This is a genomic window from Curtobacterium subtropicum (genome assembly GCF_030362975.1).
Lineage (GTDB): Bacteria > Actinomycetota > Actinomycetes > Actinomycetales > Microbacteriaceae > Curtobacterium > Curtobacterium subtropicum.
Map to the genome: position 1 here is coordinate 21554 of NZ_JAUCMM010000006.1, position 23810 is coordinate 45363.

General features: G+C 72.1%; 18 protein-coding genes, 1 tRNA gene and 1 pseudogene. 10 read left to right on the forward strand and 10 right to left on the reverse strand.

The genetic code is table 11. The features are described from left to right. Nucleotides 1-100: 100 nt before the first annotated feature. The 5 genes from topA (at nucleotide 101) to QUG98_RS09825 (ending at nucleotide 5629) form a co-directional block, all read left to right on the forward strand. Entirely contained in the window at nucleotides 101-2902 is a 2802-nt protein-coding gene (gene topA / locus QUG98_RS09805; RefSeq protein WP_289470497.1) for a type I DNA topoisomerase, read from the forward strand. Then, on the forward strand, nucleotides 2899-3546 hold the full coding sequence (gene tmk / locus QUG98_RS09810; RefSeq protein ID WP_289470355.1) for a dTMP kinase: 648 nt from the start codon (nucleotides 2899-2901) through the stop codon (nucleotides 3544-3546). Before topA ends, tmk begins: the two co-directional genes overlap by 4 nt. A 25-nt stretch (nucleotides 3547-3571) precedes the next feature. Next, the gene (locus tag QUG98_RS09815) at nucleotides 3572-4714 is read left to right on the forward strand and encodes a DNA polymerase III subunit delta' (protein ID WP_289470356.1); all 1143 of its coding nucleotides are present in this window, start codon (nucleotides 3572-3574) and stop codon (nucleotides 4712-4714) included. Between the two features lie 162 nt (nucleotides 4715-4876). After that, complete coding sequence (locus tag QUG98_RS09820; RefSeq protein WP_289470357.1) at nucleotides 4877-5512, forward strand: TetR/AcrR family transcriptional regulator; 636 nt, start codon at nucleotides 4877-4879, stop codon at nucleotides 5510-5512. A 44-nt stretch (nucleotides 5513-5556) separates the two neighbouring features. Then, nucleotides 5557-5629 (forward strand) — tRNA-Thr (locus QUG98_RS09825). A 120-nt stretch (nucleotides 5630-5749) separates the two neighbouring features. On the opposite strand, the gene QUG98_RS09830 is transcribed toward QUG98_RS09825, so the two are convergent. Then, nucleotides 5750-7408, reverse strand: a complete 1659-nt coding sequence (locus QUG98_RS09830; RefSeq protein WP_289470358.1) for an HAD family acid phosphatase — start codon at nucleotides 7406-7408, stop codon at nucleotides 5750-5752. A gap of 170 nt (nucleotides 7409-7578) precedes the next feature. Here QUG98_RS09830 and QUG98_RS09835 point away from each other — a divergent pair, with 170 nt between their 5' ends. From QUG98_RS09835 to QUG98_RS09850, 4 genes are all read left to right on the forward strand, one after another. Then, nucleotides 7579-8586: a Gfo/Idh/MocA family protein gene (locus QUG98_RS09835; protein WP_289470359.1), complete on the forward strand. Its 1008-nt coding sequence runs from the start codon at nucleotides 7579-7581 to the stop codon at nucleotides 8584-8586. A gap of 140 nt (nucleotides 8587-8726) precedes the next feature. Continuing rightward, nucleotides 8727-10220: a D-alanyl-D-alanine carboxypeptidase/D-alanyl-D-alanine endopeptidase gene (dacB, locus tag QUG98_RS09840; protein WP_289470360.1), complete on the forward strand. Its 1494-nt coding sequence runs from the start codon at nucleotides 8727-8729 to the stop codon at nucleotides 10218-10220. Between the two features lie 58 nt (nucleotides 10221-10278). Continuing rightward, entirely contained in the window at nucleotides 10279-10899 is a 621-nt protein-coding gene (locus tag QUG98_RS09845) for an isochorismatase family protein (protein ID WP_289470361.1), read from the forward strand. Nucleotides 10900-11012: 113 nt separating this feature from the next. Continuing rightward, nucleotides 11013-12434 carry an NAD-dependent succinate-semialdehyde dehydrogenase gene (locus tag QUG98_RS09850; RefSeq protein ID WP_289470498.1) on the forward strand — a complete coding sequence of 474 codons (1422 nt, stop codon included), beginning with the start codon at nucleotides 11013-11015 and terminating at the stop codon, nucleotides 12432-12434. A 27-nt stretch (nucleotides 12435-12461) separates the two neighbouring features. Here QUG98_RS09850 and QUG98_RS09855 read toward each other — a convergent pair whose 3' ends face one another. The 9 genes and pseudogenes from QUG98_RS09855 to QUG98_RS09895 all read right to left on the reverse strand — a co-directional run bounded on the left by QUG98_RS09855 (nucleotide 12462) and on the right by QUG98_RS09895 (nucleotide 21825). Next, on the reverse strand, nucleotides 12462-14333 hold the full coding sequence (locus QUG98_RS09855) for an ABC transporter ATP-binding protein (RefSeq protein ID WP_289470362.1): 1872 nt from the start codon (nucleotides 14331-14333) through the stop codon (nucleotides 12462-12464). Nucleotides 14334-14584: 251 nt separating this feature from the next. Next, nucleotides 14585-16006, reverse strand: coding sequence for an MFS transporter (locus tag QUG98_RS09860; protein ID WP_137767721.1), 1422 nt, complete (start codon nucleotides 16004-16006; stop codon nucleotides 14585-14587). Between the two features lie 249 nt (nucleotides 16007-16255). After that, a pseudogene (gene ribA / locus QUG98_RS09865) lies at nucleotides 16256-16897 on the reverse strand (GTP cyclohydrolase II); the annotation flags it as partial. 11 nt (nucleotides 16898-16908) lie between these two features. Then, on the reverse strand, nucleotides 16909-18012 hold the full coding sequence (gene ribD, locus QUG98_RS09870) for a bifunctional diaminohydroxyphosphoribosylaminopyrimidine deaminase/5-amino-6-(5-phosphoribosylamino)uracil reductase RibD (protein WP_289470499.1): 1104 nt from the start codon (nucleotides 18010-18012) through the stop codon (nucleotides 16909-16911). Between the two features lie 57 nt (nucleotides 18013-18069). After that, a complete protein-coding gene (locus QUG98_RS09875; RefSeq protein WP_289470363.1) occupies nucleotides 18070-18666 on the reverse strand; it encodes a GNAT family N-acetyltransferase in 597 nt (198 codons plus the stop codon). An 11-nt stretch (nucleotides 18667-18677) separates the two neighbouring features. Further along, entirely contained in the window at nucleotides 18678-19688 is a 1011-nt protein-coding gene (gene trpS / locus QUG98_RS09880) for a tryptophan--tRNA ligase (RefSeq protein WP_289470364.1), read from the reverse strand. 35 nt (nucleotides 19689-19723) lie between these two features. Beyond that, nucleotides 19724-20566, reverse strand: coding sequence for an exodeoxyribonuclease III (locus tag QUG98_RS09885; protein ID WP_289470365.1), 843 nt, complete (start codon nucleotides 20564-20566; stop codon nucleotides 19724-19726). A 140-nt stretch (nucleotides 20567-20706) separates the two neighbouring features. Further along, nucleotides 20707-20979, reverse strand: a complete 273-nt coding sequence (locus tag QUG98_RS09890; protein WP_111227093.1) for an HPr family phosphocarrier protein — start codon at nucleotides 20977-20979, stop codon at nucleotides 20707-20709. 75 nt (nucleotides 20980-21054) lie between these two features. Then, nucleotides 21055-21825, reverse strand: a complete 771-nt coding sequence (locus QUG98_RS09895) for a DeoR/GlpR family DNA-binding transcription regulator (protein WP_058728882.1) — start codon at nucleotides 21823-21825, stop codon at nucleotides 21055-21057. A gap of 262 nt (nucleotides 21826-22087) precedes the next feature. On the opposite strand from QUG98_RS09895, the gene ptsP reads away from it, so the two are divergent. Next, the gene (ptsP, locus tag QUG98_RS09900; protein ID WP_289470367.1) at nucleotides 22088-23743 is read left to right on the forward strand and encodes a phosphoenolpyruvate--protein phosphotransferase; all 1656 of its coding nucleotides are present in this window, start codon (nucleotides 22088-22090) and stop codon (nucleotides 23741-23743) included. The last annotated feature ends 67 nt before the right edge of the window (nucleotides 23744-23810 follow it).

Below are 23810 nucleotides of genomic sequence, written 5' to 3' on the forward strand. Positions count from 1 at the left end.
TGTGTATGGTGTGCACGTCGGCCCCCGGTCACCGTTGTCCCGGTCGACCCGGACACCGTTGCGGTCCTGGGCCGGCGCGCACCATCGATCAAGGAGTCACGTGCCAGGCACGAAGAAGCTCGTGATCGTCGAGAGCCCCGCGAAGGCGAAGACGATCGCGCAATACCTCGGCGACGGATACGAGGTCCAGGCGTCAGTCGGACACATCCGCGACCTCGTCGAGCCCAAGAACCTGCCGGCTGAGCTGAAGAAGGGCTCGCTCGGGAAGTTCTCGGTCGACGTCGACAACGGCTTCGAGCCCTACTACGTCGTCTCCGACGCGAAGAAGAAGACCGTGACCGAGCTCAAGCGCGCCCTGAAGGACGCCGACGAGCTCTACCTCGCAACTGATGAGGACCGCGAGGGTGAGGCCATCGCGTGGCACCTGCTCCAGGTCCTCAAGCCGAAGGTGCCGGTCAAGCGCATGGTGTTCCACGAGATCACGAAGGAGGCCATCCAGCGCGCGCAGGAGGCCACCCGTGAGCTCGACACCGCCCTGGTCGACGCGCAGGAGACCCGCCGCATCCTCGACCGCCTCTACGGGTACGAGGTCTCACCGGTGCTCTGGCGCAAGGTCGGGCCCGGGCTGTCCGCGGGTCGCGTGCAGTCGGCTGCGACGCGACTCGTCGTCGACCGGGAGCGCGAGCGCCTGGCGTTCGTGTCCGCCAACTACTGGGACCTGACGGCTCGGTTCGAGAAGGTCGGCGACACCGCCTTCACCGCCCGCCTCGCCCGGCTGCAGGGGACGCGGGTCGCCTCCGGCCGCGACTTCGACGACCGTGGTGCGCTGAAGGGCGAGGCCGTCCGCCTCGACGAGGCCTCGGCCGCCGCGCTCACCACCGTGCTCGAGGGCGCCGGCGACGCGGTCGTCCGCAGCGTCGAGTCGAAGCCGTACACACGTCGACCGGCTGCGCCGTTCACGACGTCGACGCTGCAGCAGGAGGCCGCGCGCAAGCTCCGGTTCTCCGCTCGGCAGACGATGAGCGTCGCGCAGGGGCTGTACGAGAACGGCCACATCACCTACATGCGTACGGACTCCTCGTCGCTGTCGCAGCAGGCGGTCACCGCTGCACGCAAGCAGGCGTCGGCGCTGTACGGACCGGAGACGATCCCCGACAAGCCGCGCAGCTACGCGGGGAAGAGCAAGAACGCCCAGGAAGCGCACGAGGCCATCCGCCCCGCCGGCGACACGTTCCGGACCCCTTCCGAGATGGACGGCGTGCTCCGGGGCAACGACTGGAAGCTCTACGACCTCATCTGGAAGCGCACGGTCGCCTCGCAGATGGCCGACGCCAAGGGGTCGACCGCCTCGGTCGTCCTCGGTGTCACCTCGAGCGACAGCGTCGCCGGCGTCGCCTCGACCGCGAACGGCACGGACGCCGAGTTCACCGCGTCCGGCACCGTCATCACCTTCCGCGGGTTCCTCAACGCCTACGAGGAAGGTCGCGACGAGGACCGGCACAGCGGCGGCGAGAACGGCGATGCCAAGCTCCCGCAGATGGCCGAGGGCGACCACCTCGGCGTCAGCGAGGTCGAGGCCAAGGGGCACGACACCTCGGCTCCGCCGCGCTACACCGAGGCCAGCCTGGTGAAGACGCTCGAGGAGCTCGGCATCGGTCGTCCGTCGACCTACGCCGCGATCATCTCGACGATCATGGACCGCGGCTACGTCACGCAGCGCGGGAGCGCCCTCGTGCCGAACTGGATCGCGTTCAGCGTGGTCCGACTCCTCGAGGACCACTTCGGCGACCTGGTGCAGTACGACTTCACCGCGGGCATGGAAGAGGACCTCGACCGCATCGCCAGCGGTGACGCCGACCGCATCGACTGGCTCAAGGGCTTCTACTTCGGTGGCGGCGACCACCGCGGCCTCCGCACGGTCATCGACAACCTCGGCGAGATCGACGCGCGCGACATCAACTCGGTCGAGCTCGCCCCGGGTCTGACCCTGCGCATCGGACGCTACGGCCCCTACATCGAGGTGCCGAGCGACGACCCGGAGAAGCCGCGTCGGGTGAACGTGCCCGAGGACCTGGCACCCGACGAGCTCACCGCCGAGAAGGCGCGCGAACTCGTCGAGGCCCCGGTCGTCGGCGACCGCGTCGTCGGCATCAACCCCGAGACGGGGAAGGAGGTGCTGGCGAAGGACGGCCGGTTCGGGCCGTACGTCACCGAGCGCACTCCCGAGCCGGAGCCCACCGTCGACCCGGCCACCGGCGAGGTCACGGAACCGGCCGCCGCCGGAGCGGACGCCTCCACCGCGCAGGCTGCGTCCGCGGCAGCGGAAGCGGCGACGACCACCGCGAAGGGTGCGAAGGCCCCGGCGAAGAAGACGACGAAGAAGGCCGCGGCGCCGAAGGAGCGCACCGCGTCGCTGTTCAAGTCGATGGACCCGCAGACGGTGGACCTCGAGACCGCGCTCAAGCTCCTCGACCTGCCCCGCGTCGTCGGCAAGGACCCGGAGTCCGGCGACGACATCACGGCGCAGAACGGGCGCTACGGTCCGTACATCAAGAAGGGGACGGACACGCGGACCCTGCCGAGCGAGGACGCGATCTTCGAGGTCGACCTGCCCGGCGCGTTGGAGTTGTTCGCACAGCCGAAGTACGGCGGCCGGCGTGCAGCCACCGCCGCGCTCAAGGAGTTCGAGGCGGACCCGGTGTCCGGCAAGCCGATCAAGGTGAAGGACGGGCGCTTCGGCCCCTACGTCACGGACGGCGAGACGAACGCAACCATCCCGCGCGGCGAGGACGTCGAGACCGTCGACCACGCCCGCGCCGTGCAGCTGCTCGCGGACAAGCGTGCCAAGGGACCGGTGAAGAAGAAGGCGCCGGCGCGGAAGACCGCCGCCAAGAAGAAGTGACCGGGCGGTTCATCACCCTCGAGGGTGGCGACGGCGCGGGCAAGACGACCCAGGCCGAACTCCTCACGGCATGGCTCGAGGAGCACGGTCGCACCGTCGTCCGCACGCGGGAGCCGGGTGGCACGGAGCTCGGGCAGCGCATCCGCGAGATGGTGCTGCACGAGCGGGGTCACATCGCACCGCGCGCCGAGGCACTGCTCTACGCAGCCGACCGCGCGCACCACGTCGAGACGGTCGTCCGACCCGCGCTCGCCCGGGGCGCGATCGTCCTGCAGGATCGTTACATCGACTCGTCGGTGGCGTACCAGGGCGTCGCACGCGGGCTCGGTGCCGACCGCATCCGCTCGGTCTCGGACTGGGCCGCAGACGGACTCGTGCCGGACCTGACGGTGCTGCTCGACCTCGACGTGACGGTGGGGCGCAGTCGCGTCGCAGCCGCGCGGGGCGACGTCTTCGATCGCCTCGAGTCCGAGGCGTCGACGTTCCACGAGACGGTCCGACGCGCGTTCCTCGACGCCGCCGCCGCAGAACCGGAACGCTTCCTCGTCGTGGACGCCGAGCAGCCGACACCGGCCGTGCAGCGTGCGGTCCGTTCAGCGGTCGGTGCCCTCGTCGGGATCACGGGCGAAGGCGGTCCCGCGTGACGGTGGCTGCTGGCAGGATGACCGCGTGAGCGTGTGGGACGGCCTGACCGGACAGGACGACGCGGTCGCGGCCCTGCGCAGCGCGGCCGAGTCGCCCGACGGCACGGGCGGGATGACGCACTCGTGGCTCATCACCGGGCCGCCCGGGTCCGGGCGGTCGAACGTCGCCGCAGCCTTCGCCGCCGCCCTGGTCGGCGCGGGCACGGACGACGACCACGCCCTGCAGCAGATCACCGCCCGCACCCACCCGGACGTGTCGGTGCTCACCACGCAGCGCGTCATCATCACGATCGACGAGATCCGCCAGCTGGTGACGTCGTCGTACTACTCACCGTCCGTGGGGCGGTACCGCGTCGTCATCATCGAGGACGCGGACCGCATGACGGAGCGCACCTCGAACCTGCTGCTCAAGGCGCTCGAGGAGCCGCCGGAGCGGACCGTGTGGATCCTGTGCGCTCCGAGCGAGGCGGACCTGCTGCCGACGATCCGCTCCCGCGTCCGCTCGGTGCGGCTGCGGGTGCCCGACGTCGCCGCCGTCGCCGAGCTCATCGTCGCCCGCACCGGGGTCGACCGAGCCCTCGCCACCGATGCTGCACGGCAGGCACAGAGCCACATCGGCATGGCACAGCGGCTGGCGACGAGCGAGGACGCCCGTGCTCGTCGACGTCGCACCCTCGAGACCGTGCTCGGCGTGCGCTCGGTCGGTGACGCCGTCATGGCCGCGGCCGAACTCCTGTCGGTCGCGGACGAGGACGCCAAGGCGATCACCCAGCAGCGCGACGGCGAGGAACGCGACGCCGCGCTGCGGTCCCTCGGAGTGGAACCGGGTGGGACGGTCCCGCCGGCGCTGCGGTCGCAGCTGCGTGCCCTGGAGGAGGACCAGAAGCGCCGGGCGACGCGGAGCCTCCGTGACGGCCTCGACCGGATCCTCGTCGACGTCTCGTCGCTGTACCGTGACCTCCTGCTGCTCGGCCTCGGCGCTCCCGCCGAGCCGGTGAACCTGGCGATGCGCGATCAGCTGGACCGCGCGCTCGAGGTCGTGCCGCCGGCGTCGGCGCTGGAGGTCCTCGACGCGATCGCCCTGGCACGCGAGCGGATCGCGGCGAACGTCGCGGCGCTGCTCGCGCTCGAGGCACTGCTCGTGACGATCGCCCGCGCGTCCCGCTAGCGGGAGTCGGCGGGCGCGAGCCGGTGCGGGCAGGCTGGTCCGGCATCCGCCGAGCCGGCGGGGCGGACGTGCTCCGCGCCTCCAGGCCGGGTCAGCGACCGTCCACCGGACCCTGCGCAACCCTGCAGCCGGACGCCCCGACGAGCGTGAGAAGATCGCGACATGCCCGAAGCAGCACCCGGACTGCGTGAGCGCAAGCGCCGCGCCACCCGACTCGCGATCCAGCAGGCCGCCCTGCGGATCGCACTCGACTCCGGCTGGTCAGCCGTCACGGTCGACGAGGTCGCCCGCCGCGCCGACGTGTCCCCGCGCACGTTCTTCAACTACTTCCCGAGCAAGGAGCAGGCACTCCTCGGCGACGACCCGACCCTGCCGACGGGCCCGGCGCTCGACACCTTCCGCGCCGGGGGTCCGACCGGCGAGCTGCTCGCCGACCTCGGAACCCTGCTCGTGCACACGACGAGCGAGCTGGTCGAGGAACGCGGACTGCTCGCGGAGCGGCAGCGGGTGCTCCGCGCCGCGCCCGAGTTGTTCACGCGACGGATGGCGTCGATGAAGGAGTTCCAGGCCGAGATCGAGGAGGCCGTGACCGCTCGGCTCACGACCTCCGAGCCGGACCTCGCGGCCGACCCGGACGCGCTGCGGCGGCGGGCCCGCCTCGCCTCGGTGGTGGCGCTCGCAGCGCTCCGACACGCCTGGTGGGAGTGGTCCGACAGCGCCTCCGAGACGGAGCTCTCCGAGGAGCTGCAGCGGTCGTTCGACGAGCTCGGCGCGCTCGTTTCGCGTTCGCTCGTCTGAACCTGTATAGTCATTGCTCGTGCCGCTCCGGGAACGGAGCGTCCGCCGCCTTAGCTCAGTCGGCAGAGCGATTCACTCGTAATGAATAGGTCGTCGGTTCGATTCCGACAGGCGGCTCGACACCGGAACCCCCGGTCGGACAGTGTCCGACCGGGGGTTCCGTCGTTGCCGACCGCCCGGTCCCGAGTGCAGCCCGGGCCGCCCCGTCCCGAGTGCAGCCCGGACCGTCGTCGTCGCCTAGGGCAGGTAGTACGTCGGGTTCGGCAGCTTGACGCTCCGGTCCGCCGAACCACCGATCAGGTCGCTGTACTGGTCGCCGAGGTTCGCGACGACGTCGTACCCACCACCGGCAGGGGACTCGATGTGCGCCCGGGTCTGCGCCTTGTACTCGATCGTCGTGCACTTCGCGGCGGCGCACGTGACGTACGACGGCTGCTGCGAGGTGCCGGTCCCGGTCCACTTCGTGTAGTACGTCCGGTTCCCATCGGTCGTCGCGGCGAACTCCGGGTAGCCGACCGTGTGCAGGTTCGCGATGGTCGCGTCCTGCTGCGCCTCGTTCCGACCGGTCACGCCGATGACGGTGCAGCCCGCCTGCTGTGCGGCGGCGACCAGCGTGGGCATGCCGGGCGTCGCGGGGAACCGCTGGTCCTGGACCCACGCGTCCTGCAGCGTCGGGTCGAACACGAAGTGCATGGCGGCGACCTCCATGTCGTAGGTCCAGAGCGTCGTGTCGTCGGCGTCCAGGACGATCGCCGGGTTGCGGCGCTGGCTCCGGGCGACGGCGCACTGTCGGGCGATCGCCGGTGCCTGGCGCGCGACGAGCTGCGCGGTCTCCCGGATGTAGGGGGAGTCGGTGCGGTTCGCGAGGCCGGTCCCGGGGTCGCCGTAGTAGATCGCGATGGTCTTCTTGACCGAGTCGATGTTCGGGATGCCCTCGCCGCCCTGGGTGGCGCCGGAGGAGCCGTCGGCAGCCATCGTGAACCGCGTCCGCGGGGTGAGGCGCGGCTCGCGGACCCCGGGCAGGTCTGCAGAGGGGAGGAAGTAGGTGGGGTTCGGCAGCTTCAGCGTCCGGTCGGCGTACCCGCCCTGCAGGTCGCTCCACTGGTCGCCGACGTTCAGCGCGATGTCGTAGCCGAGGTCCTGTTCGATGTGCTTCCGGGTGAGCGCCTTGTACTCGACGGTCGAGCACTTCGCGGCCGCGCAGGTGATGTACGACGGCTGCTGCGATGCGCCGGTGCCGGTCCACTTCGTGAAGAAGCGGTCCTCGGAGAAGGCGGTGTAGCCGACCTTCGCCAGGTTCTGCACGGTCGCGGTCTTCTGGTCGTCGTTGCGGCCGGTCAGCCCGAAGACGGTGAAGCCCATCGCCTGCGCGCGGTCCACGAAGTCGACCATGGACGGGGTCGCCGGGAACCGCTGGTCCTGCACCCACTCGTCCTGGCGTGCGGGGTCGAAGACGAAGTGCATGTCCGCGACCTCCATGTCGTAGGTCCAGAGCGTCGTGTCGTCGGTGTCGAGGACGATCGCCGGCCGCTGCCCGTGCCGGACCGCCCGGTCGTGGATGCCCTGCAGCTGCCGCGTTTCCCGGTCGACGATCGACCGCATCTCCCGGATGTAGGGGGAGTCGGTCCGGTTCGCGAGGCCGGTGCCCGGGTCGCCGTAGTAGGTCGCGACGGTCTTCTTGACCGAGTCGATGTTCGGGATGCCCTCGCCCCCCTCCGTGGCGCCGGAGGAGCCGTCCGCCGCCATGGTGAAGTGCGTCCTCGGCGCGAGCGACGAGTCGGGGCCGTGGGCGGGTGGTGCCCAGCCGTGTGCGTCGGCCGGCGCGGCGGTGAGGACGGTGGAGACGACGAGGAGTGCCGCGCTCGTGGCGACGGCGGTGCGGAGGGATCGGCGCATGGAGACCTGGTGACCTTCGGCTCGGAGACGCCCCCGATCGGGGGACAGCAGCACGCTAGCTGTCGGTCAGCCGAGCGGTCCATGTGGGTCCGTACAGGTGCTCGCTGCTCCGACGGACAGTTGCGCGCTGGTGGACAGGGCGCACGGCGGCCCGCTGGTAGACAGGGCGCATGACGGTTCGCTGGGGAGTCATCGGCACGGGCGGCATCGCCCACTCGTTCGTGGCGGACTGCACCGCTGCCGGCATCGACTTCGTCGCCGTCGGCAGCCGCTCCCGAACGTCCGCCGAGGCGTTCGCCGCCGAGCACGGCATCCCCCGCGCGCACGGCTCCTACGCGGAACTCGTCGGCGATCCCGACGTCGACGCGGTGTACGTCGCGACGCCCCACTCCCGCCACGCGGAGGACGCGCTGCTCGCGATCGCCGCGGGCAAGCACGTCCTGGTCGAGAAGGCCTTCACGATCACCGCGGCCGAGGCCCGCCGCGTGGTCGACGCCGCCCGACGCGCCGACGTGGCGGTGTCCGAAGCCATGTGGACACGGTTCCTGCCGCAGATGCGGATGATCCGGGAACTCGTCGCCGAGGGACGCGTCGGCCGCCCGCGCCTGGTCGAGGCCACCCACCACCAGGCCCTGCCGACCGACCCGCACCACCGGCTGAACGACCCGGCGCTCGGCGGCGGCGCGATCCTCGACCTCGGCGTCTACCCGATCTCGTTCGCCGTGGACGTGCTCGGCGTCCCCACCGCGGTCACGGCAGCGGGGACGCTGAGCGACCAGGGCGTCGACACGCAGATGGGCGTGGTGCTCACGCACGACGGCGGCACCCAGTCGACGCTCCACTTCGGCCTCGACCTGCGGAGCCCGAACACGGCGTCGATCATCGGCGAGGACGGTCGGATCGACCTCGACGACACCTGGTACACGCCGACGACCTGGCGGCTCCGCGACCGTGACGGCACGGTGGTCGAGGAGTACGACTCGCGCGAGGAGCTCACCGGGTACGCGCACGAGGCCCGTGCGTTCGAGGCGATGGTCACGTCCGGCACCCACGAGGGCGGGGTGATGGACCCCGAGGAGACGGTCGCGATCATGGCGGTGATGGACGAGGCCCGTCGCCAGGTCGGCGTCCGCTACGCGGCCGACACGGCGGAGTCGGGCACCCCCGCGGCAGACTGACCCCCGCGGCGGGCTGACCCCGGCGGCAGCCCGACCCCGGCGGCGGGCCGATCCCGGCGCAGACCGACCCCGGCGAGCGGTCACACCGATCGCGGATCCGGCCTGGAGGCTCCTCCCGCGGTTCCGTAGGATCGGTCACGATGTCCGACCAGCAGCCCTCGTCGAAGTCCGTCCCGACACGTGTCCGCGATGTGGTCGCCGCCCTGCGCCGCTCGGTGGCCCGGCGACCGGTCCCGTGGATCGCCGGCGGTCTCGTCGGTGTGCTCCTGCTCGGCTCCGGCGCCTCGGTCGCGGTCGCCGCGGCGACCATGCCCGACCGCCGGTCCGCAGGAACACCGTCGTCGGCGTCCGCTGCACCGTCGGGGACGCCGCGTGCCTCCGCGACGCCGAGTCCGACGCCGACCGTCGATGCGCGAGCCGTGCCCGATGCCCCCGCGGGGCCGTCGGCCCTGCGCACCTGCACCATCGACGCGGCGGCCTCGGCCGCCGGGCTCGGCTCGTTCGAGGGCTTCGTGATGAACGCCGCGACGGGCGAGACGCTGTTCTCGCGGAACGGCGACACGGCGGCGCAGACCGGCAGTGTGATGAAGACGCTGACGAGTGCCACGGCGCTCGCGGTCCTCGGCGGTGACCACCGCATCCCCACCACGGTGACACGGGAGGGCGACGGCACCGTCGCGCTCGTCGGGCACGGCGACGCGACGCTCTCGGCCGGCAACGGCACGGTCTACCCGGGGGCACCGACCCTCGCGCAGCTCGCGCAGCAGGTGAAGTCGGCGCTCGGCGACGCCCCGGTGACGACGATCGTCGCGGACGACAGCTACTGGTCCGACGCCGACGCGTGGGACCCGACCTGGCCGGAGAGCGAACGCACGATCGGGTACCAGCCGCGGGTCACCGCGCTCATGGTCGACGGTGACCGGGCGAACCCGGCGGCGGCGACCTCACCCCGTTCGACCGATCCGGTCGGTCGGGCCGGCGCGGCGTTCCGCACGGCACTCGCGAACGCGGGCGTCGTGGGTGCCGGGAGCGCGCAGGTGGTGGAGCGTGCGACCACGAGCACGGACCAGATCGCCTCGGTCTCCTCGCAGCCGGTGTCCACGCTGATCGGGCAGATGATCCCGAACTCCGACAACACCCTGGCCGAGATGCTCGCCCGCGTCTCGTCGAAGGAGTCCGGCGCGGGCGGCTCGGCGGCGTCGCTGACGGGCGTCTACCAGAAGGCCCTCGCCGGGTACGGCCTCGACCCCGCCGGCATCACGATCAAGGACGGCTCGGGGGAGAGCGCCTCGAACGCGGTGTCGCCGTCCTTCGTCGCCCACCTGATGGTCGCGGTCGCCGCTGGGCAGAAGGGCCTCGGGGTGCTGTCGGAGTCGCTGCCGGTCGCCGGTGTCTCCGGCACCCTGGCGAGCCGGTTCACGGGTGCGAACGCGGTCGCGCGTGGCAAGGTGCACGCGAAGACCGGGTGGATCGACAGCGCGAACACGCTCGGCGGGTACATCGACGCGGCGGACGGCACGCGCCTGACCTTCGCGTTCTACGCGATCGGGTCCTCGCGCGCGGCAGCGCTGCCGGCACTCGACGCCGTGACCGCGGCGACCTACCGGTGCGGCGGGAGCCTGACCTCGTCCTGACCGCCTGCGACCCGCCGTCCCTCACGCGGTGCGGAGCCGCCGGGTGCAGGATGGATCCATGGCCAGGGCACTGCTCGTCGTCGACGTCCAGAACGACTTCACGGAGGGCGGTGCGCTCGGTGTGACCGGGGGCGCAGCCGTCGCGGAGCGGATCAGTGCCTTCACCGGGCGGCACGGGGACGAGTACGACCTCATCGTCGGCTCCCGCGACTGGCACCACGGCGACGACGACAACGGCGGCCACTTCGCCGGACCCGAGGGGCCCGACTTCGTGGACACGTGGCCGGTGCACTGCGTCGGCGGTACCCCGGGCGCCGACTACCACCCGGACCTCGACACGAGCGTGATCGACGTGCACGTGTTCAAGGGTCGGGGTCGCCCGGACTACTCGGCGTTCCAGGCGAGCACCGAGGACGGCACCGCGCTGCCCGACCTGCTCGCGGAGCGCCGGGTGACGACGGTCGACATCGTCGGGATCGCCACCGACCACTGCGTGCGCGCCACGGCGCTCGACGCGCGGGCCGCCGGGTACGACGTCGCCGTGTACGAGGACCTCGTCGCGGGCGTCGACCCGGAGCGCAGCGAACGTGCCCTGGACGAGATCAGTGCGGTCGGCGGGCACGTCGACCGCAGCGACATGGACGAGGGGCTCGCGAACCCCGGAGGAGCAGTACTGTGACCACCACCCCCACGACCACCGGCTCGACCGCGACCGGCACGTCCTCGACCGGCCCGACCACGACCGTCGCCGACGAACACGTCTCCGTCGCCGACGTCCCCACCGGCCTCTTCATCGCCGGTGCCTGGCGTCCCGCGAGCGGTGGTGCGACCTTCCCGGTCCGCGACCCGAGCACCGGCGAGGTCCTCGCCGAGGTCGCCGACGCCACGCCCGAGGACGGCATCGCGGCACTCGACGCCGCCGTGGCCGCGCAGGAGGGCTGGGCGTCGACGCCACCGCGGACCCGCTCGGACATCCTGCGCCGTGCGTTCGACCTGGCGCACGAGCACGAGGACGACCTCGCGGCCCTGATGACGCTCGAGATGGGCAAGCCCCTCGCCGAGTCCCGCGGCGAGGTCGCGTACGGCAGCGAGTTCCTGCGGTGGTTCTCGGAGGAGGCCGTGCGCATCTCCGGCGACTACCGCACCAACCCGGAGGGCACCGGCCGGGGCATCGTGCTCCGCCGCCCGGTCGGTCCGGTCTACGCGATCACGCCGTGGAACTTCCCGCTCGCGATGGCGACCCGCAAGATCGGCCCCGCGCTCGCGGCGGGCTGCACCGTGGTGCTGAAGCCGGCCGACCTGACCCCGCTCACGACGCTCTTCCTGGTCGAGCTGTTCCGCCGCGCCGGGCTGCCGGACGGGGTGCTCAACGTGGTGCCGTCGCGCGACGCGAAGGCGCTGTCCGAGCCGATCATCGCCGACCGCCGACTCCGGAAGCTCACCTTCACGGGGTCGACGCCCGTCGGCTCGGCGCTGCTCAAGCAGGCGGCCGACAACGTCCTCAAGACGAGCATGGAGCTCGGTGGGAACGCACCGCTCCTCGTGTTCGACGACGCCGACCTCGACGAGGCCGTCGCCGCCGCGATGCAGGCCAAGTTCCGCAACGTCGGCGAGGCCTGCACCGCGGCGAACCGCTTCTTCGTGCAGGAGGGCATCGCGGACGCCTTCACCGCGGCGCTCAGCGCGAAGGTCGAGGAACTGCGCATCGGCCGTGGCACCGAGGACGGGACGACCATCGGCCCGCTCATCGACGACCGTGCCGTGGACAAGGCCGCCGGGCTCGTGGACGACGCCGTGCAGCGCGGTGCGCGTCTGGTGACGGGCGGCGAGCGGGTCGACCGTCCGGGGACCTTCTACACGCCGACGGTGCTCGACCAGGTCCAGCCGGGCTCGGACATCCTCACCACGGAGATCTTCGGACCGGTCGTGTCGATCACGCGGTTCACCACCGAGGAGGAGGGCATCCGCCTGGCGAACGACACTGAGTACGGGCTGGTGGCCTACGCGTTCACGACCGACTTCCGTCGGGGCCAGCGGCTCGCCGAGCGCCTGGAGACGGGGATGCTCGGCCTGAACACCGGCGTCGTGTCGAACGCGGCGTTCCCGTTCGGTGGCGTGAAGTCGTCGGGGCTCGGCCGCGAGGGCTCCCACGAGGGCCTCGAGGAGTACCTGGAGTCGGTCTACGTCCTGACCCCGGACCCCTTCGCCGCCTGACCCCCGCACGTTCGGCGAGCCGGCGCGTCAGACCAGCAGCTGGTGCTTCGCCAGGTCGCGGTAGAGCGGGGTGGACTGCACGAGCTCGGAGTGCGTGCCCGTGCCGACGACCCGGCCGTGCTCGAGCACGACGATGACGTCCGAGTCGACGACGGTGGACAGTCGGTGCGCGATGACGAGCAGCGTGCGGTCGGCCGCGACGGCGTCGATCGCCAGGCGCATCTTCTGCTCGTTCACGCCGTCGAGCGACGAGGTCGACTCGTCGAGCAGCAGGATCGGGGGAGCGGCGAGCAGCGCCCGGGCGATCGCGAGCCGCTGCCGCTCGCCCCCGGAGAGCATGACGCCGTCCTCACCGACCTGCGCGTCGAGGCCGCGGGGGTCGCGGTGCAGCACGTCGCCCAGGTTGACGGCCTCGAGCACCCGGACGCACGCCGCCTCGGAGGCGTCGGGGGATCCGAGCAGCAGGTTCGCCCGGATGGTGCCGGCCAGCACGGGGGCGTCCTGCTCGACGTACCCGATCTGCGCGCGGAGCTCGGCGCGGTCGAGCCCGCGGACGTCGACGCCGCCGAGCCGGATCACGCCCGACGTCGGGTCGTAGAAGCGCTCGATGAGCGCCAGCGTGGTGGACTTGCCGGCACCGGAGGGGCCGACCAGCGCGACCCGCGAGCCGCGCGGCACCCGGAACGACACGTCGTCCAGCACCACGTCGTCGGCCGGGGCTGCCTCGTCGACTGCACCCGGGCCTCCAGACCGGGCCTCGCCTGCGGACGTGGCAGCGTCGGCTGACGGAGCGGCGCCGTCCGGACCGCTCGCGTCCGCGGCACGTGCGTACCGGAACGTGACGTGCTCGAACGCGATCGCGTCGTCCGTCTCGGTCGCTGCGGCGACCCGGACGGCGCCGTCGTCCTGGTCCTCGGTCGGCAGGTGCAGGATCTCCTCGATGCGACCGAGGGCGCCGAGCGCCTGCGCGACGGCGACGGCGGCACCGAGCGCCTGACCGAGCGGCATGACCATCATGAACAGCAGCAGGATGAAGGTGATGAGCGTGGCGATGGTGATCTGCCCTCCGGCGACCTGCGCCCCGCCGACGCCGAGCACGGCGATGAACGCGACCTGCATGACGATGCTGGCGACGGGGACGACGAACGCCGACATCTTCGCGATGTCGAGGCCGCGGCGGTAGGCCTCGGTGGCGTGGCCGTCGACCTCGGCGACCTCGCGGTCGGTGGCCCCGGCGGCGCGGATCGTGCGAACGGCGCCGATGCCCCGCTCGACCGCGGCGGTCAGGTCGCCGACCTTCTCCTGCGCGCGCTTCGACGCGACGCGGATGCGGCGGCTGAGCCCGCCGACGACGACGATCGCGACGAGCACGATGACGACGGTGATGCCGAGGAGCAGGGGATCGATGACCGCCATCGCGATGATCGCGCCGACGAAGGTGAGCGCACCGCCGATCGACTCGATCAACCCCTGCGTGAGCACGGCGCGCAGGAGCGTGGTGTCGCTGCCGACGCGGGACACCAGGTCGCCCGTGCGGCGGGTGTCGAACTCGGAGATCGGCAGGTTGAGGATCCGGGCGATGAGCTTGCGGCGGGTGGAGAGCACCACGCCCTCGCCGGCGCGCTGGAGCAGGAAGTGCTGGATGCCGTTCAGCAGTCCGGACACGATGACGAGTGCCACGAGTACCCACACCAGCAGCGACAGGGTCTGGCCCCGCTGCACCGCGGTGACGACCTGGTTCACGAGCAGCGGCTGCGCGAGCGAGGCGCCGGCTCCGAGGACGCTCAGCACGATGATCACGGCCATCGCGGGCTTGTTCTCGAACAGGTAGGTCAGCAGGCGACCGAAGCTCGCGCGGGGACCCTCGGACGGCTTGCGGCGTGCGGAGAAGAGGCTCATCGTTCCTGGTTCCTGCCGCCCGTGCTGGGTGTGCTGGCGGCCGTCGTCCATCTTCGCACCGTCGCGTGGGAGCGGCGTGCGCGTGGGGCGCGGGCGTTGCGTGCGGGGCGGGACCGTTGTCGTACGACACGCCCGCTGTCGTACGACGACGCATCGGTCGTTCCGCAGCGGCGGCACACGGACGGGAGGCGCGGTGCCGGTCCGGCACCGCGCCTCCCGTCCCGTGGGGTGGTCGCGTCAGCGTGCGCGGGTCACGCCCGCACGTCCGCCGGCGCCGCGTCGGGCGAGCCGGCCGCGTCGGCCTCGTCGAGCCCGGCACCCTTCGTCTCGCGGACGAAGAACAGCGCGACGACGGTCACGACGGCGGCGAGCGTCAGGTAGAGCCCGACCCACACGATCGTGCCGTCCGGCTGCCACAGCGCCAGGGCGATCGTCGGCGCGAGCGACGCCCCGAGGATCGACGCCACGTTGTACGCGATCGCGGACCCGGTGTAGCGGACGTTCGTCGGGAAGAGCTCCGGCAGCAGCGCCCCCATCGGGCCGAACGTCAGGCCCATGAGCGACAGGCCCACGATGAGGAAGGTCACGACGGTGATCGGCCCGGTCGACGCCGCGAACCAGAACTGGAACGTCAGGCCGAACAGGGCGATGCCGATCGTGGTGGGGATGAGCGTGCGACGACGGCCGTACTTGTCGGCGAGCCACCCGGCGACCGGCGTGAAGATGCCGAAGAACACCACGCCGATCATGAGCAGCGTGAGGAACTCGCCGCGGCTGTAGCCCAGGCCGACCTTCGGCACGAGCGGTCCGGCCTCGGCGGCGGTGGTGCCGTAGGACAGCGTGAACGTCGTCATGAAGTAGAAGAGCACGTACGTGGCGACCATGCCGAAGGTGCCGATGATGAGCGCCTTCCACGAGGTGCGGAACACACGACCGAGCGGCACCTTGGCGACCGAACCGGACTCCTGCACGCCGCGGAACACGGTCGACTCGACGAGCTTGAACCGCACGTAGAGCCCGACGATCACGAGCACGGCGGAGAGCAGGAACGGGATGCGCCAGCCCCACGCCTGGAAGTCGGCGTTCGGGGTGCCGTCCGCGCCGGCGGGCATCGCGGCGTTGATCGCGATGAACAGGCCGTTCGCGAGCAGGAAGCCGATCGGGGCGCCGAGCTGCGGCATCGACCCGAACACGCCGCGCTTGCCCTTCGGGGCGTTCTCCGTTGCGAGCAGCGCCGCGCCGGACCACTCGCCGCCGAGGCCGACGCCCTGGGCGAACCGCATCACGGCGAGCAGGACCGGCGCCCAGATGCCGATCGACGCGAACGTCGGCAGGCAGCCGATCAGGAAGGTCGCCGTCCCCATCACGAGCAGCGAGGCGACGAGGGTGGCCTTCCGACCGACGCGGTCGCCGAAGTGGCCGAAGACGATCGATCCGACCGGACGGGCGAAGAACGCGAGGGCGAACGTGACGAAGGACGACAGCTGCGAGGCCGTCGGGTCCTCGTTCGGGAAGAACAGGGTCGGGAAGACGAGGACGGCGGCGGTCGCGTAGACGTAGAAGTCGTAGAACTCGATCGAGGTGCCGACGAGGCTGGCGATGATCACGCGGGAGCGTGGGTTGCCGGCGGGCTTCGTGTCGGTCGTGGCGGCGGGTGCCGGGGCGGCGGTCATGTACGGGGACTCCGAGGGGAGCGTTCACGGGGAACGCGGCGGTGTTCCGAAGCTGCGGACACCGGTCGGTCGCGCTTGGTGGCGCGGGCTCGGACCGGGTGCGTTCGGTGGGTGGTGGACCGCTCGTGACGGAACCCTCAGCTTACGACACCCGTCGCCCAGCGGGAAATCGGCGGGGAGGCACGTGGCCGCGTGCACCCGCGGCTCGGTGTCCGCCGGCTGGTCGCCGCCGGCGGCTGGTCGCCGCCGTCAGTTGGCTGCGCCGGCCTCGAGGTGCGCGGGCAGCTGGTGCCCCATGCGGTCGCGCTTCGTGTCGAGGTAGCCCGCGTTCTGCGCGACGACGCCGACCACGAGCGGCACGAGCGACGACACCGTGATGCCGTGCTCCTCGAGCTGCCGACGCTTCTCGGGGTTGTTCGACAGCAGGCGGACGCGGGAGATGCCGAGGTCGGCGAGGATGCCCGCCGCCCCGCCGTACTCGCGCGAGTCGGCCGGCAGCCCGAGTGCCAGGTTGGCGTCGAGCGTGTCGAGCCCGTCCTCCTGCAGGCGGTAGGCCTTGAGCTTGTTGATTAGCCCGATGCCACGGCCCTCCTGCCCGCGCAGGTAGACGACGACCCCGCCCTCCGCAGCGATGGTGTCGAGCGCGGCGTCGAGCTGCGGTCCGCACTCGCACTTCAGCGACCCGAACGCCTCGCCGGTCAGGCATTCGGAGTGCACCCGCACCAGGGCGTCGTCCCCGGGCATCGAGCCGTCGGGCAGGGTCGCGATGATCGCGACGTGCTCGGCGCTCGTGACGAGGTCGCGGTAGGCGCGCATCTCGAAGGTGCCGTGGGTGGTCGGGACGGTGGTCGCGACCTCGAACTGCACCGGGCTGCCCGGGGTGGGGGAGGTGAGTGCGTCGGTCATGGGGTGCTCCGGTCGTTCTGTGCCTGGTCGGCGGTGCCTGCTGCGGCCACGGTCGGCGTGGTCGCGGTCGTCGTCGTCGCCGCGTCGTCGGGACGGACGGTGCCGGTCCGGACGCGGTGGGGTCGAGCGCGGACCAGCAGGTCGGGGCCGAGGCTGGTGGTCGATGTGATGTCCAACTGTCGGCGGTCACCGATGCTTCCCACGCCGACGTCGCCGATCGCGGTGCGCGGGCCACCGAGCAGCACGGGCGCGAGGTACACGAGGACCTCGTCGACCAGGCCGGCGGCGACGAGCGCCGAGGCGACCGTGGGACCGCCCTCGACGAGGACGGAGTGCACGCCGTGGTCGCGCAGGGTGTGCAGCGAGGCGGCGAGGTCGTGCCCCGGCAGGGTCAGCAGCCCGCGCGGGTGTCGGCGGACCGCGGCGTCGTCGGGGACGGGACGGTCACCGACGACGACGGGGAGCGGTTGGTCGGCGAGCAGTTCGCCGGCGTCGCCCCGCGCGGTCAGGCTCGGGTCGTCGGCGAGCACCGTCCCGGTGCCGACCAGGATCGCGTCGTGAGCGGCCCGCTGCTCGTGCACGTGCTGGCGGGCGGCGGCGCCGGTGATCCACTTGCTCGTCCCGTCGGCCGCGGCTGCGCGCCCGTCGAGGCTGGAGGCCCACTTCACGGTCACCCACGGGCGCCCGGCCCGGACGGACAGGAGCCAGCGCTCGAGGAACGCCTCGGCCTCGTCGGCGAGGACTCCGCTGACGACGTCGACGCCGGCCGCGCGGAGCCGCTCGGCGCCGCCACTGGCCTGCTCGCCCGGATCGTCGACCGCGTACACGACCCGCCCGACACCGGCCTCGAGCAGTGCGAGGGCGCAGGGGCCGGTCCGTCCGACGTGGTTGCACGGCTCGAGCGTCACGACGGCGGTGGCGCCCCGCAGCTGTCCCACGGGGACCTTCGCCATCGCGTCGACCTCGGCGTGCGGGGTGCCGGCACCCTTGTGCCAGCCCTCGGCGAGGACGTCACCGGCGGGGGAGAGCAGCACGGCACCGACCCGGGCGTGGTCACCGACGGCCGGTCCGAGCGCCGCGAGCTCGAGCGCACGACGCATCGCCCGGAGCTCCTCCGGGCGGGCGTGCTGGTCGGGTGCGGTGGTCACGCTCCGACACTACCGACGAGAAGTCGGTGACGCGTCACCTTCTTGTCCCCTGTCAGCGAACGAGGCCGCGGGCCAGGGCAGGTCGGACGCCGGGAGGCCGTCGGCGCGACGGAGTCCGGTCCAGGCTCGGGTCGGGCCGCCGTCCCGGTCCGGGATCCGGGCGGTACCGGTCCCGGTGAACGAGAAGCCGCTGGCACGGGCGACGGACGCCGAACCGACGTTGCCCTCGTAGCACTCCCAGTACACGTCCGCGGCACCACGGGAGAACGCCCAGTCGGCCACGAGCTCGACCGCCGCGTGCATCAGCCCCTCGCCACGGGCCGTCGGTGCGAGCCAGAAGCCGAGGTCGCGGTGCTCGGTGCGGAACGACACCACGCCCTCGAGCCAGGTCGATCCCGGACGGCGGACGCCCCACGTGTACTCGCGGTCGGACGCCCAGCCCGGACCGACGAGGGCGTCGACGAACGTCTGCGCGTCCCGGTCGGTGTACGGCGTCGGGACGGTGGTCCACCGGATGACCGCCGGGTCCTGGCAGCCCTGCGTGATGGCCGCCGTGTCGGACCGGGTCGGCACCGAGAGGTGCACCCGGTCCGACGACAGCGTCACGGGGAGCATCGTCAGCCGCGCGAGCGGGGCACGAAGCCGATGCGGTCGTACACCCGGGCGAGGGTCGCCTGCGCGATGGACTCGGCGCGCTCGGCACCGACCGCGAGCAGTCGGTCGAGCTCGGCCGGGTCGTCGAGCAGTTCGAGCGTCCGGGCACGCACGGGCTCGAGCTCGGCGACGACGGCGTCGGCCACGGCGCCCTTGAGGTCGCCGTAGCCCTTGCCGACGAACTGCTGCTCGAGCGACGCGACCGGGGTCCGGGTGAACGCCGACAGGATCGCGAGCAGGTTCGTCACGCCGGGCTTCTCCTGGCGGTCCGCCCGGATCTCGCGCTCGGTGTCGGTGACGGCCGACCGGATCTTCTTCGCGGTGCGCTTCGGGTCGTCGAGCAGGCGGATGAGGCCGTTGTCCGACGCGGCGGACTTGCTCATCTTGCTCGTCGGGTCCTGCAGGTCGTAGATCCGAGCGGTCTCGGTGCCGATCTGCGCCGTCGGCACCACGAAGGTGTCGCCGAAGCGCGAGTTGAACCGGGTCGCCAGGTCACGCGTCAGCTCGACGTGCTGCCGCTGGTCGTCGCCGACCGGCACGACGGCCGTGTCGTAGAGCAGGATGTCGGCCGCCATGAGGATCGGGTAGGTGAAGAGCCCGACCGAGGCGGCCTCGGTGCCCTGCCGCGCCGACTTGTCCTTGAACTGGGTCATCCGGCTGGCCTCACCGAAGCCGGTCAGGGTGTTGAGCACCCAGGCGAGCTCGGCGTGCGCCGGCACGTGCGATTGGACGAACAGCGTCGACTTCGTCGGGTCGATGCCGGAGGCGATGTACTGCGCGGCGGTCGCCCGGGTGCTCGCGCGGAGCTCGGCCGGGTCCTGCGGGGACGTGATCGCGTGCATGTCGACGACGCAGTAGATCGCGTCGTGGTCGTCCTGCAGGTCGCGCCACTGCATGAGGGCCCCGACGTAGTTGCCGAGGTGGAGGGACCCGGCCGACGGCTGGATGCCCGAGAAGATGCGCGTCTTGGTCATGGAGGTGTTCCTGTACTGCGTGGAGGGGGAGGAGGTCAGAGTTCGTAGTCGACGACCACGGGGGCGTGGTCGGACCATCGCTGGTCGTACGCCGCAGCACGGTCGACCGTGTAGCTCGAGACCTTCGCCGCGAGGTCGGGGGTGGCCACCTGGTAGTCGATGCGCCAGCCCGAGTCGTTGTCGAAGGCCTGCCCGCGCCACGACCACCACGTGTACGGGCCGTCGACGTCGCCGGCCTGCTCGCGCCCGACGTCGACCCACCCGAGGCCGGGGCCCGTCGAACCGTCCGCGCCCTCGACCTGCTCGCCCTCGGCGCCGAAGAACCGCGAGAAGTAGGCGCGCTCACGGGGCAGGAAGCCCGCGCGCTTGACGTTGCCCTTCCAGTTCTTGATGTCGCGCTGGTCGTGCCCGACGTTGAGGTCGCCGACCACGACCGCGAGCGGGTTGTGCGCGCGCAGGGCGGGCAGCCGCTCGGTCATCGCGTCGAGGAACTTCCACTTCTCGTCCTGCTTCGGGGTGTCGACCTCGCCGGAGTGGACGTAGCAGGACACCACCGTGACCGTGGTGCCGTCGAGCTCGTAGTCGGCCTCGATCCAGCGGCCTGCGGAGTCGAAGTCCGACGGTCCGATCTCCACCCGGTGGACGTGCGCACGGTGCCGCGAGGCGATCGCGACGCCCGCGCGGCCCTTCGCCGTGGCCGGGTCGTGCACGATGTCCCACTCGTCGCCGAGCAGCCCGGCCAGGTCGTCGCTCGAGGCACGGACCTCCTGCAGGGCGAGCACGTCGACGTCGCGCGTGTCGAGCCAGTCGCCCATGCCCTTCCGGAACGCGGCGCGGACGCCGTTCACGTTGACGGATGCGAGGCGCAGGCGTGTCATGCCGACCACCCTACCGACGCGCGCCGACGGCTCCGGCGCACCCGTGGCCGTGACCGCACGCACGCAACGGACGGGAGGCACGGTGCCAGCTGGCACCGTGCCTCCCGTCCGTCGTGTGGTCGCGTGCGCGACCGGCGCGATCAGGCCGCGTCGTGGTCCGTCTGCAGGAACTCGACCAGGCTGTCGGCCGTCGCCTCGGCGTCGTCGCCGGTCACCGTGAGGGTGACCTCGTCGCCGTTCTCGATGCCCAGGCCGAGGAGCGCGAGGATGCTGCCCGCGTTGCCGGACTTGTCGCCCTTGGCGATCGTCACCTGGTGGCCGGACGCGGTCACGGTCTGGACGAAGAGGGACGCGGGGCGGGCGTGCAGGCCGGACGCGCTGGCGACGGTGACGGTGCGGGTGGCTTCGGACATCGATGGACTCCTGTCGACGGGTGGTGCGCTCATGCTAGCGAGCGCCTGGTGGGCGGTCCCGGGGACCGGCGCCGGTCAGTCGCGACCGGGCCAGAGGACCTCGGTGCCGGCGGCCTCGACCTCGCGCACGAGGTCGGCGTTCACGCCGGGGTCGGTGATGATCGTGTCGATCGCGGCGAGCGGCGCGACGCGGCCGAACTCCTCGCGGCCGAACTTCGTGTGGTCGGCGAGCAGGATGCTCCGGCGGGCCGACTTGATCATGGCGCTCTTCACGGCGGCCTCGGCCATGTTGTGCGTCGTCAGGCCGCGCTCGGGCGTGATGCCGTTGATGCTGATGAAGGCGACGTCGACGCTCACCATGCCGATGAGCTGGTGCGTCCACGTGCCGACGCCGGCGAGGGAGTCGCTGCGGATGTTGCCGCCGAGCAGGTGCAGGTCGATGCCGGACCGGTTCGCGACCGCCATCGCCACGGGCAGCGAGTGCGTGACGACGGTGAGCCCACGGTCGGTGGGGAGCATCTCGGCCAGGCAGATGGTGGAGGTGCCGGCGTCGATCATCACCGAGCCGTTCTCCGGGAGCTCGGCGAGGGCGGCCTCGGCGATCACCATCTTCTCGGCCTGGTTGATGCCGCCGCGGTCGCCGACCCCCGGGTGCAGGGTGATCCGCTCGACGGGGATCGCGCCGCCGTGTGCGCGCCGGACGAGCCCGCGTCGCTCGAGGCTCGTCAGGTCGCGGCGGATGGTCTCCGGGGTGACCTCGAGCAGCTCGGCGAGGTCCTTGACGTCCACGCGCCCCTGCGACCGGGCGCGTTCGACGATGCGCTGGTGGCGCTCTGGTGCGTACATGGACCTCGTCGTCTCGGTCGATCGGCCTGCTCGGAACAGAACGGGCATGCTCGGGCAGATCAGCGCCGGAAGTGCCCGGATCGCTTCGTCCACCAGACGCAAACGGGCATCTGTTTCTGCATTTTTATCCCCGGATGTGTTTGTTTGTCAACGCGGATCGGGGTAGTGTGCTGCCAAGCCGCACGGGCGTGGTCCGTTCGTGTCGCTGCGCACCGAACGAACCACCCCCCACCGTGAGCGCGTGGAGATGAAGGAGTCTCGAATGTCCGAACTGCTCGGCACCGGCGTCGGCCGCGGCGTCGCCCACGGCCCCGTGCTCCGCATGGCGGACCCGCTCGGGGAACCGTCGAAGGACGCGCTGACCGGTACGACGGACGACGCGGAGCACGCCGTCGCCGAGGCGCTCGCCGCGGTGGCCGAGGACCTCACCAAGCGCGGACAGCTCGCCGGCGGCGACGCCCAGGCCGTGCTCGAGGCGCAGGCGCTGATGGCGCAGGACCCGACGCTCCTCGACGACGTGCACGCCCGCATCCACGGCGGCACCAACGCCGAGCGCGCGGTGTTCGAGGCGTTCGGTCAGTTCCGCGACCTGCTCGTCGGGATGGGTGGCTACATGGGGGAGCGCGCGGCGGACCTCGACGACGTCGCCCAGCGCATCATCGCGAAGCTCCGCGGTGTCCCCGCCCCGGGCGTCCCCGAGTCGGACACCCCCTTCGTTCTCGTCGCCCGTGACCTCGCGCCGGCCGACACCGCACTGCTCGACCTCGACAAGGTGCTCGCCCTCGTCACCCGCGACGGCGGCCCGACCTCGCACACCGCGATCCTCGCCCGTGCCAAGGGCATCACCGCGATCGTCGGCGTCACCGGCGCCGACGGTCTCGCCGACGGCACGCACGTGGTCGTCGACGCCGCGGCCGGCACCGTCGTCGTCGACCCCTCGGCCGAGCTCGTGGCCGAGGTCGACCAGCGCATCGCCGATCGCCTGGCCGCCGCTGGCGCACCGCTCACCGCCGGTGCGCTCGCCGACGGGCACACCGTCCCGCTGCTCGCGAACCTCGGCAGCCCCGCCGACGCCGCGGGCGCCGTTGCTCTCGGTGCGGAGGGCGTGGGGCTCTTCCGCACCGAGTTCCTCTTCCTCGACTCGCCGAAGGCGCCGACCGTCGAGCAGCAGACCGAGTCGTACCGCCAGCTGCTCGAGGCGTTCCCCGGCAGGAAGGTCGTCGTGCGCGCCCTCGACGCCGGCGCTGACAAGCCGCTGCCGTTCCTCACCGACAAGGACGAGGAGAACCCGGCGCTCGGTCGCCGCGGTCTCCGTGCGCTGCGGAACCACGAGGAGGTCCTCCGCGACCAGCTCACCGCCCTCGCCCAGGCCGACGCCGCGACCGAGGCCGACCTCTGGGTGATGGCCCCGATGGTCGCCGACGCCGAGGAGACCGAGTACTTCGTCGGCCTCGCCCGCGAGCTCGGCATCCGCACCGCCGGCGTCATGGCCGAGGTCCCCTCGCTCGCGCTCATGGCCGAGCAGGTCTTCGCCAACGCGGACTTCGTGTCGATCGGCACGAACGACCTGACCCAGTACACGATGGCCGCCGACCGCATGCTCGGCACCGTCGCGTCCTACCAGGACCCGTGGCACCCCGCCGTCCTGCGCCTCGTCGCACAGCTCGGTGCTGCCGGCGCCGACGCGGGCAAGGCCGTGGGCATCTGCGGCGAGGCCGCGGCCGACCCGCTGCTCGCCGTCGTGCTCGTCGGCCTCGGCGCCACCACCCTGTCCATGACCCCCGCGGCCCTGGCCGACGTGCGCGCCGAGCTCGGCAAGCACACGCTCGAGCAGGCCCGCGAGATGGCGAAGGCGGCCCTCGCCGCGAGCACCGCGGCGGCTGCGAAGTCCGCAGCGGCTGCCGCGCACGCCGTCTGACCCGACCGCTCCACCCCACGCAGTACCCGCAGCACCCGCACCACCCAGCACCCCTTCACACCGCAGC

What these genes read in the sequence shown, in the direction of transcription:
- QUG98_RS09895 (WP_058728882.1), bottom strand. Translation starts at nt 21,825, where the DNA reads ATGTACGCACCAGAGCGCCACCAGCGCATCGTCGAACGCGCCCGGTCG.
- QUG98_RS09885 (WP_289470365.1), bottom strand. Translation starts at nt 20,566, where the DNA reads ATGACACGCCTGCGCCTCGCATCCGTCAACGTGAACGGCGTCCGCGCC.
- QUG98_RS09820 (WP_289470357.1), top strand. Translation starts at nt 4,877, where the DNA reads ATGCCCGAAGCAGCACCCGGACTGCGTGAGCGCAAGCGCCGCGCCACC.
- ptsP (WP_289470367.1), top strand. Translation starts at nt 22,088, where the DNA reads ATGTCCGAACTGCTCGGCACCGGCGTCGGCCGCGGCGTCGCCCACGGC.
- QUG98_RS09890 (WP_111227093.1), bottom strand. Translation starts at nt 20,979, where the DNA reads ATGTCCGAAGCCACCCGCACCGTCACCGTCGCCAGCGCGTCCGGCCTG.
- QUG98_RS09855 (WP_289470362.1), bottom strand. Translation starts at nt 14,333, where the DNA reads ATGAGCCTCTTCTCCGCACGCCGCAAGCCGTCCGAGGGTCCCCGCGCG.
- QUG98_RS09860 (WP_137767721.1), bottom strand. Translation starts at nt 16,006, where the DNA reads ATGACCGCCGCCCCGGCACCCGCCGCCACGACCGACACGAAGCCCGCC.
- QUG98_RS09830 (WP_289470358.1), bottom strand. Translation starts at nt 7,408, where the DNA reads ATGCGCCGATCCCTCCGCACCGCCGTCGCCACGAGCGCGGCACTCCTC.
- dacB (WP_289470360.1), top strand. Translation starts at nt 8,727, where the DNA reads ATGTCCGACCAGCAGCCCTCGTCGAAGTCCGTCCCGACACGTGTCCGC.
- trpS (WP_289470364.1), bottom strand. Translation starts at nt 19,688, where the DNA reads ATGACCAAGACGCGCATCTTCTCGGGCATCCAGCCGTCGGCCGGGTCC.
- ribD (WP_289470499.1), bottom strand. Translation starts at nt 18,012, where the DNA reads ATGCGTCGTGCGCTCGAGCTCGCGGCGCTCGGACCGGCCGTCGGTGAC.
- QUG98_RS09845 (WP_289470361.1), top strand. Translation starts at nt 10,279, where the DNA reads ATGGCCAGGGCACTGCTCGTCGTCGACGTCCAGAACGACTTCACGGAG.
- QUG98_RS09835 (WP_289470359.1), top strand. Translation starts at nt 7,579, where the DNA reads ATGACGGTTCGCTGGGGAGTCATCGGCACGGGCGGCATCGCCCACTCG.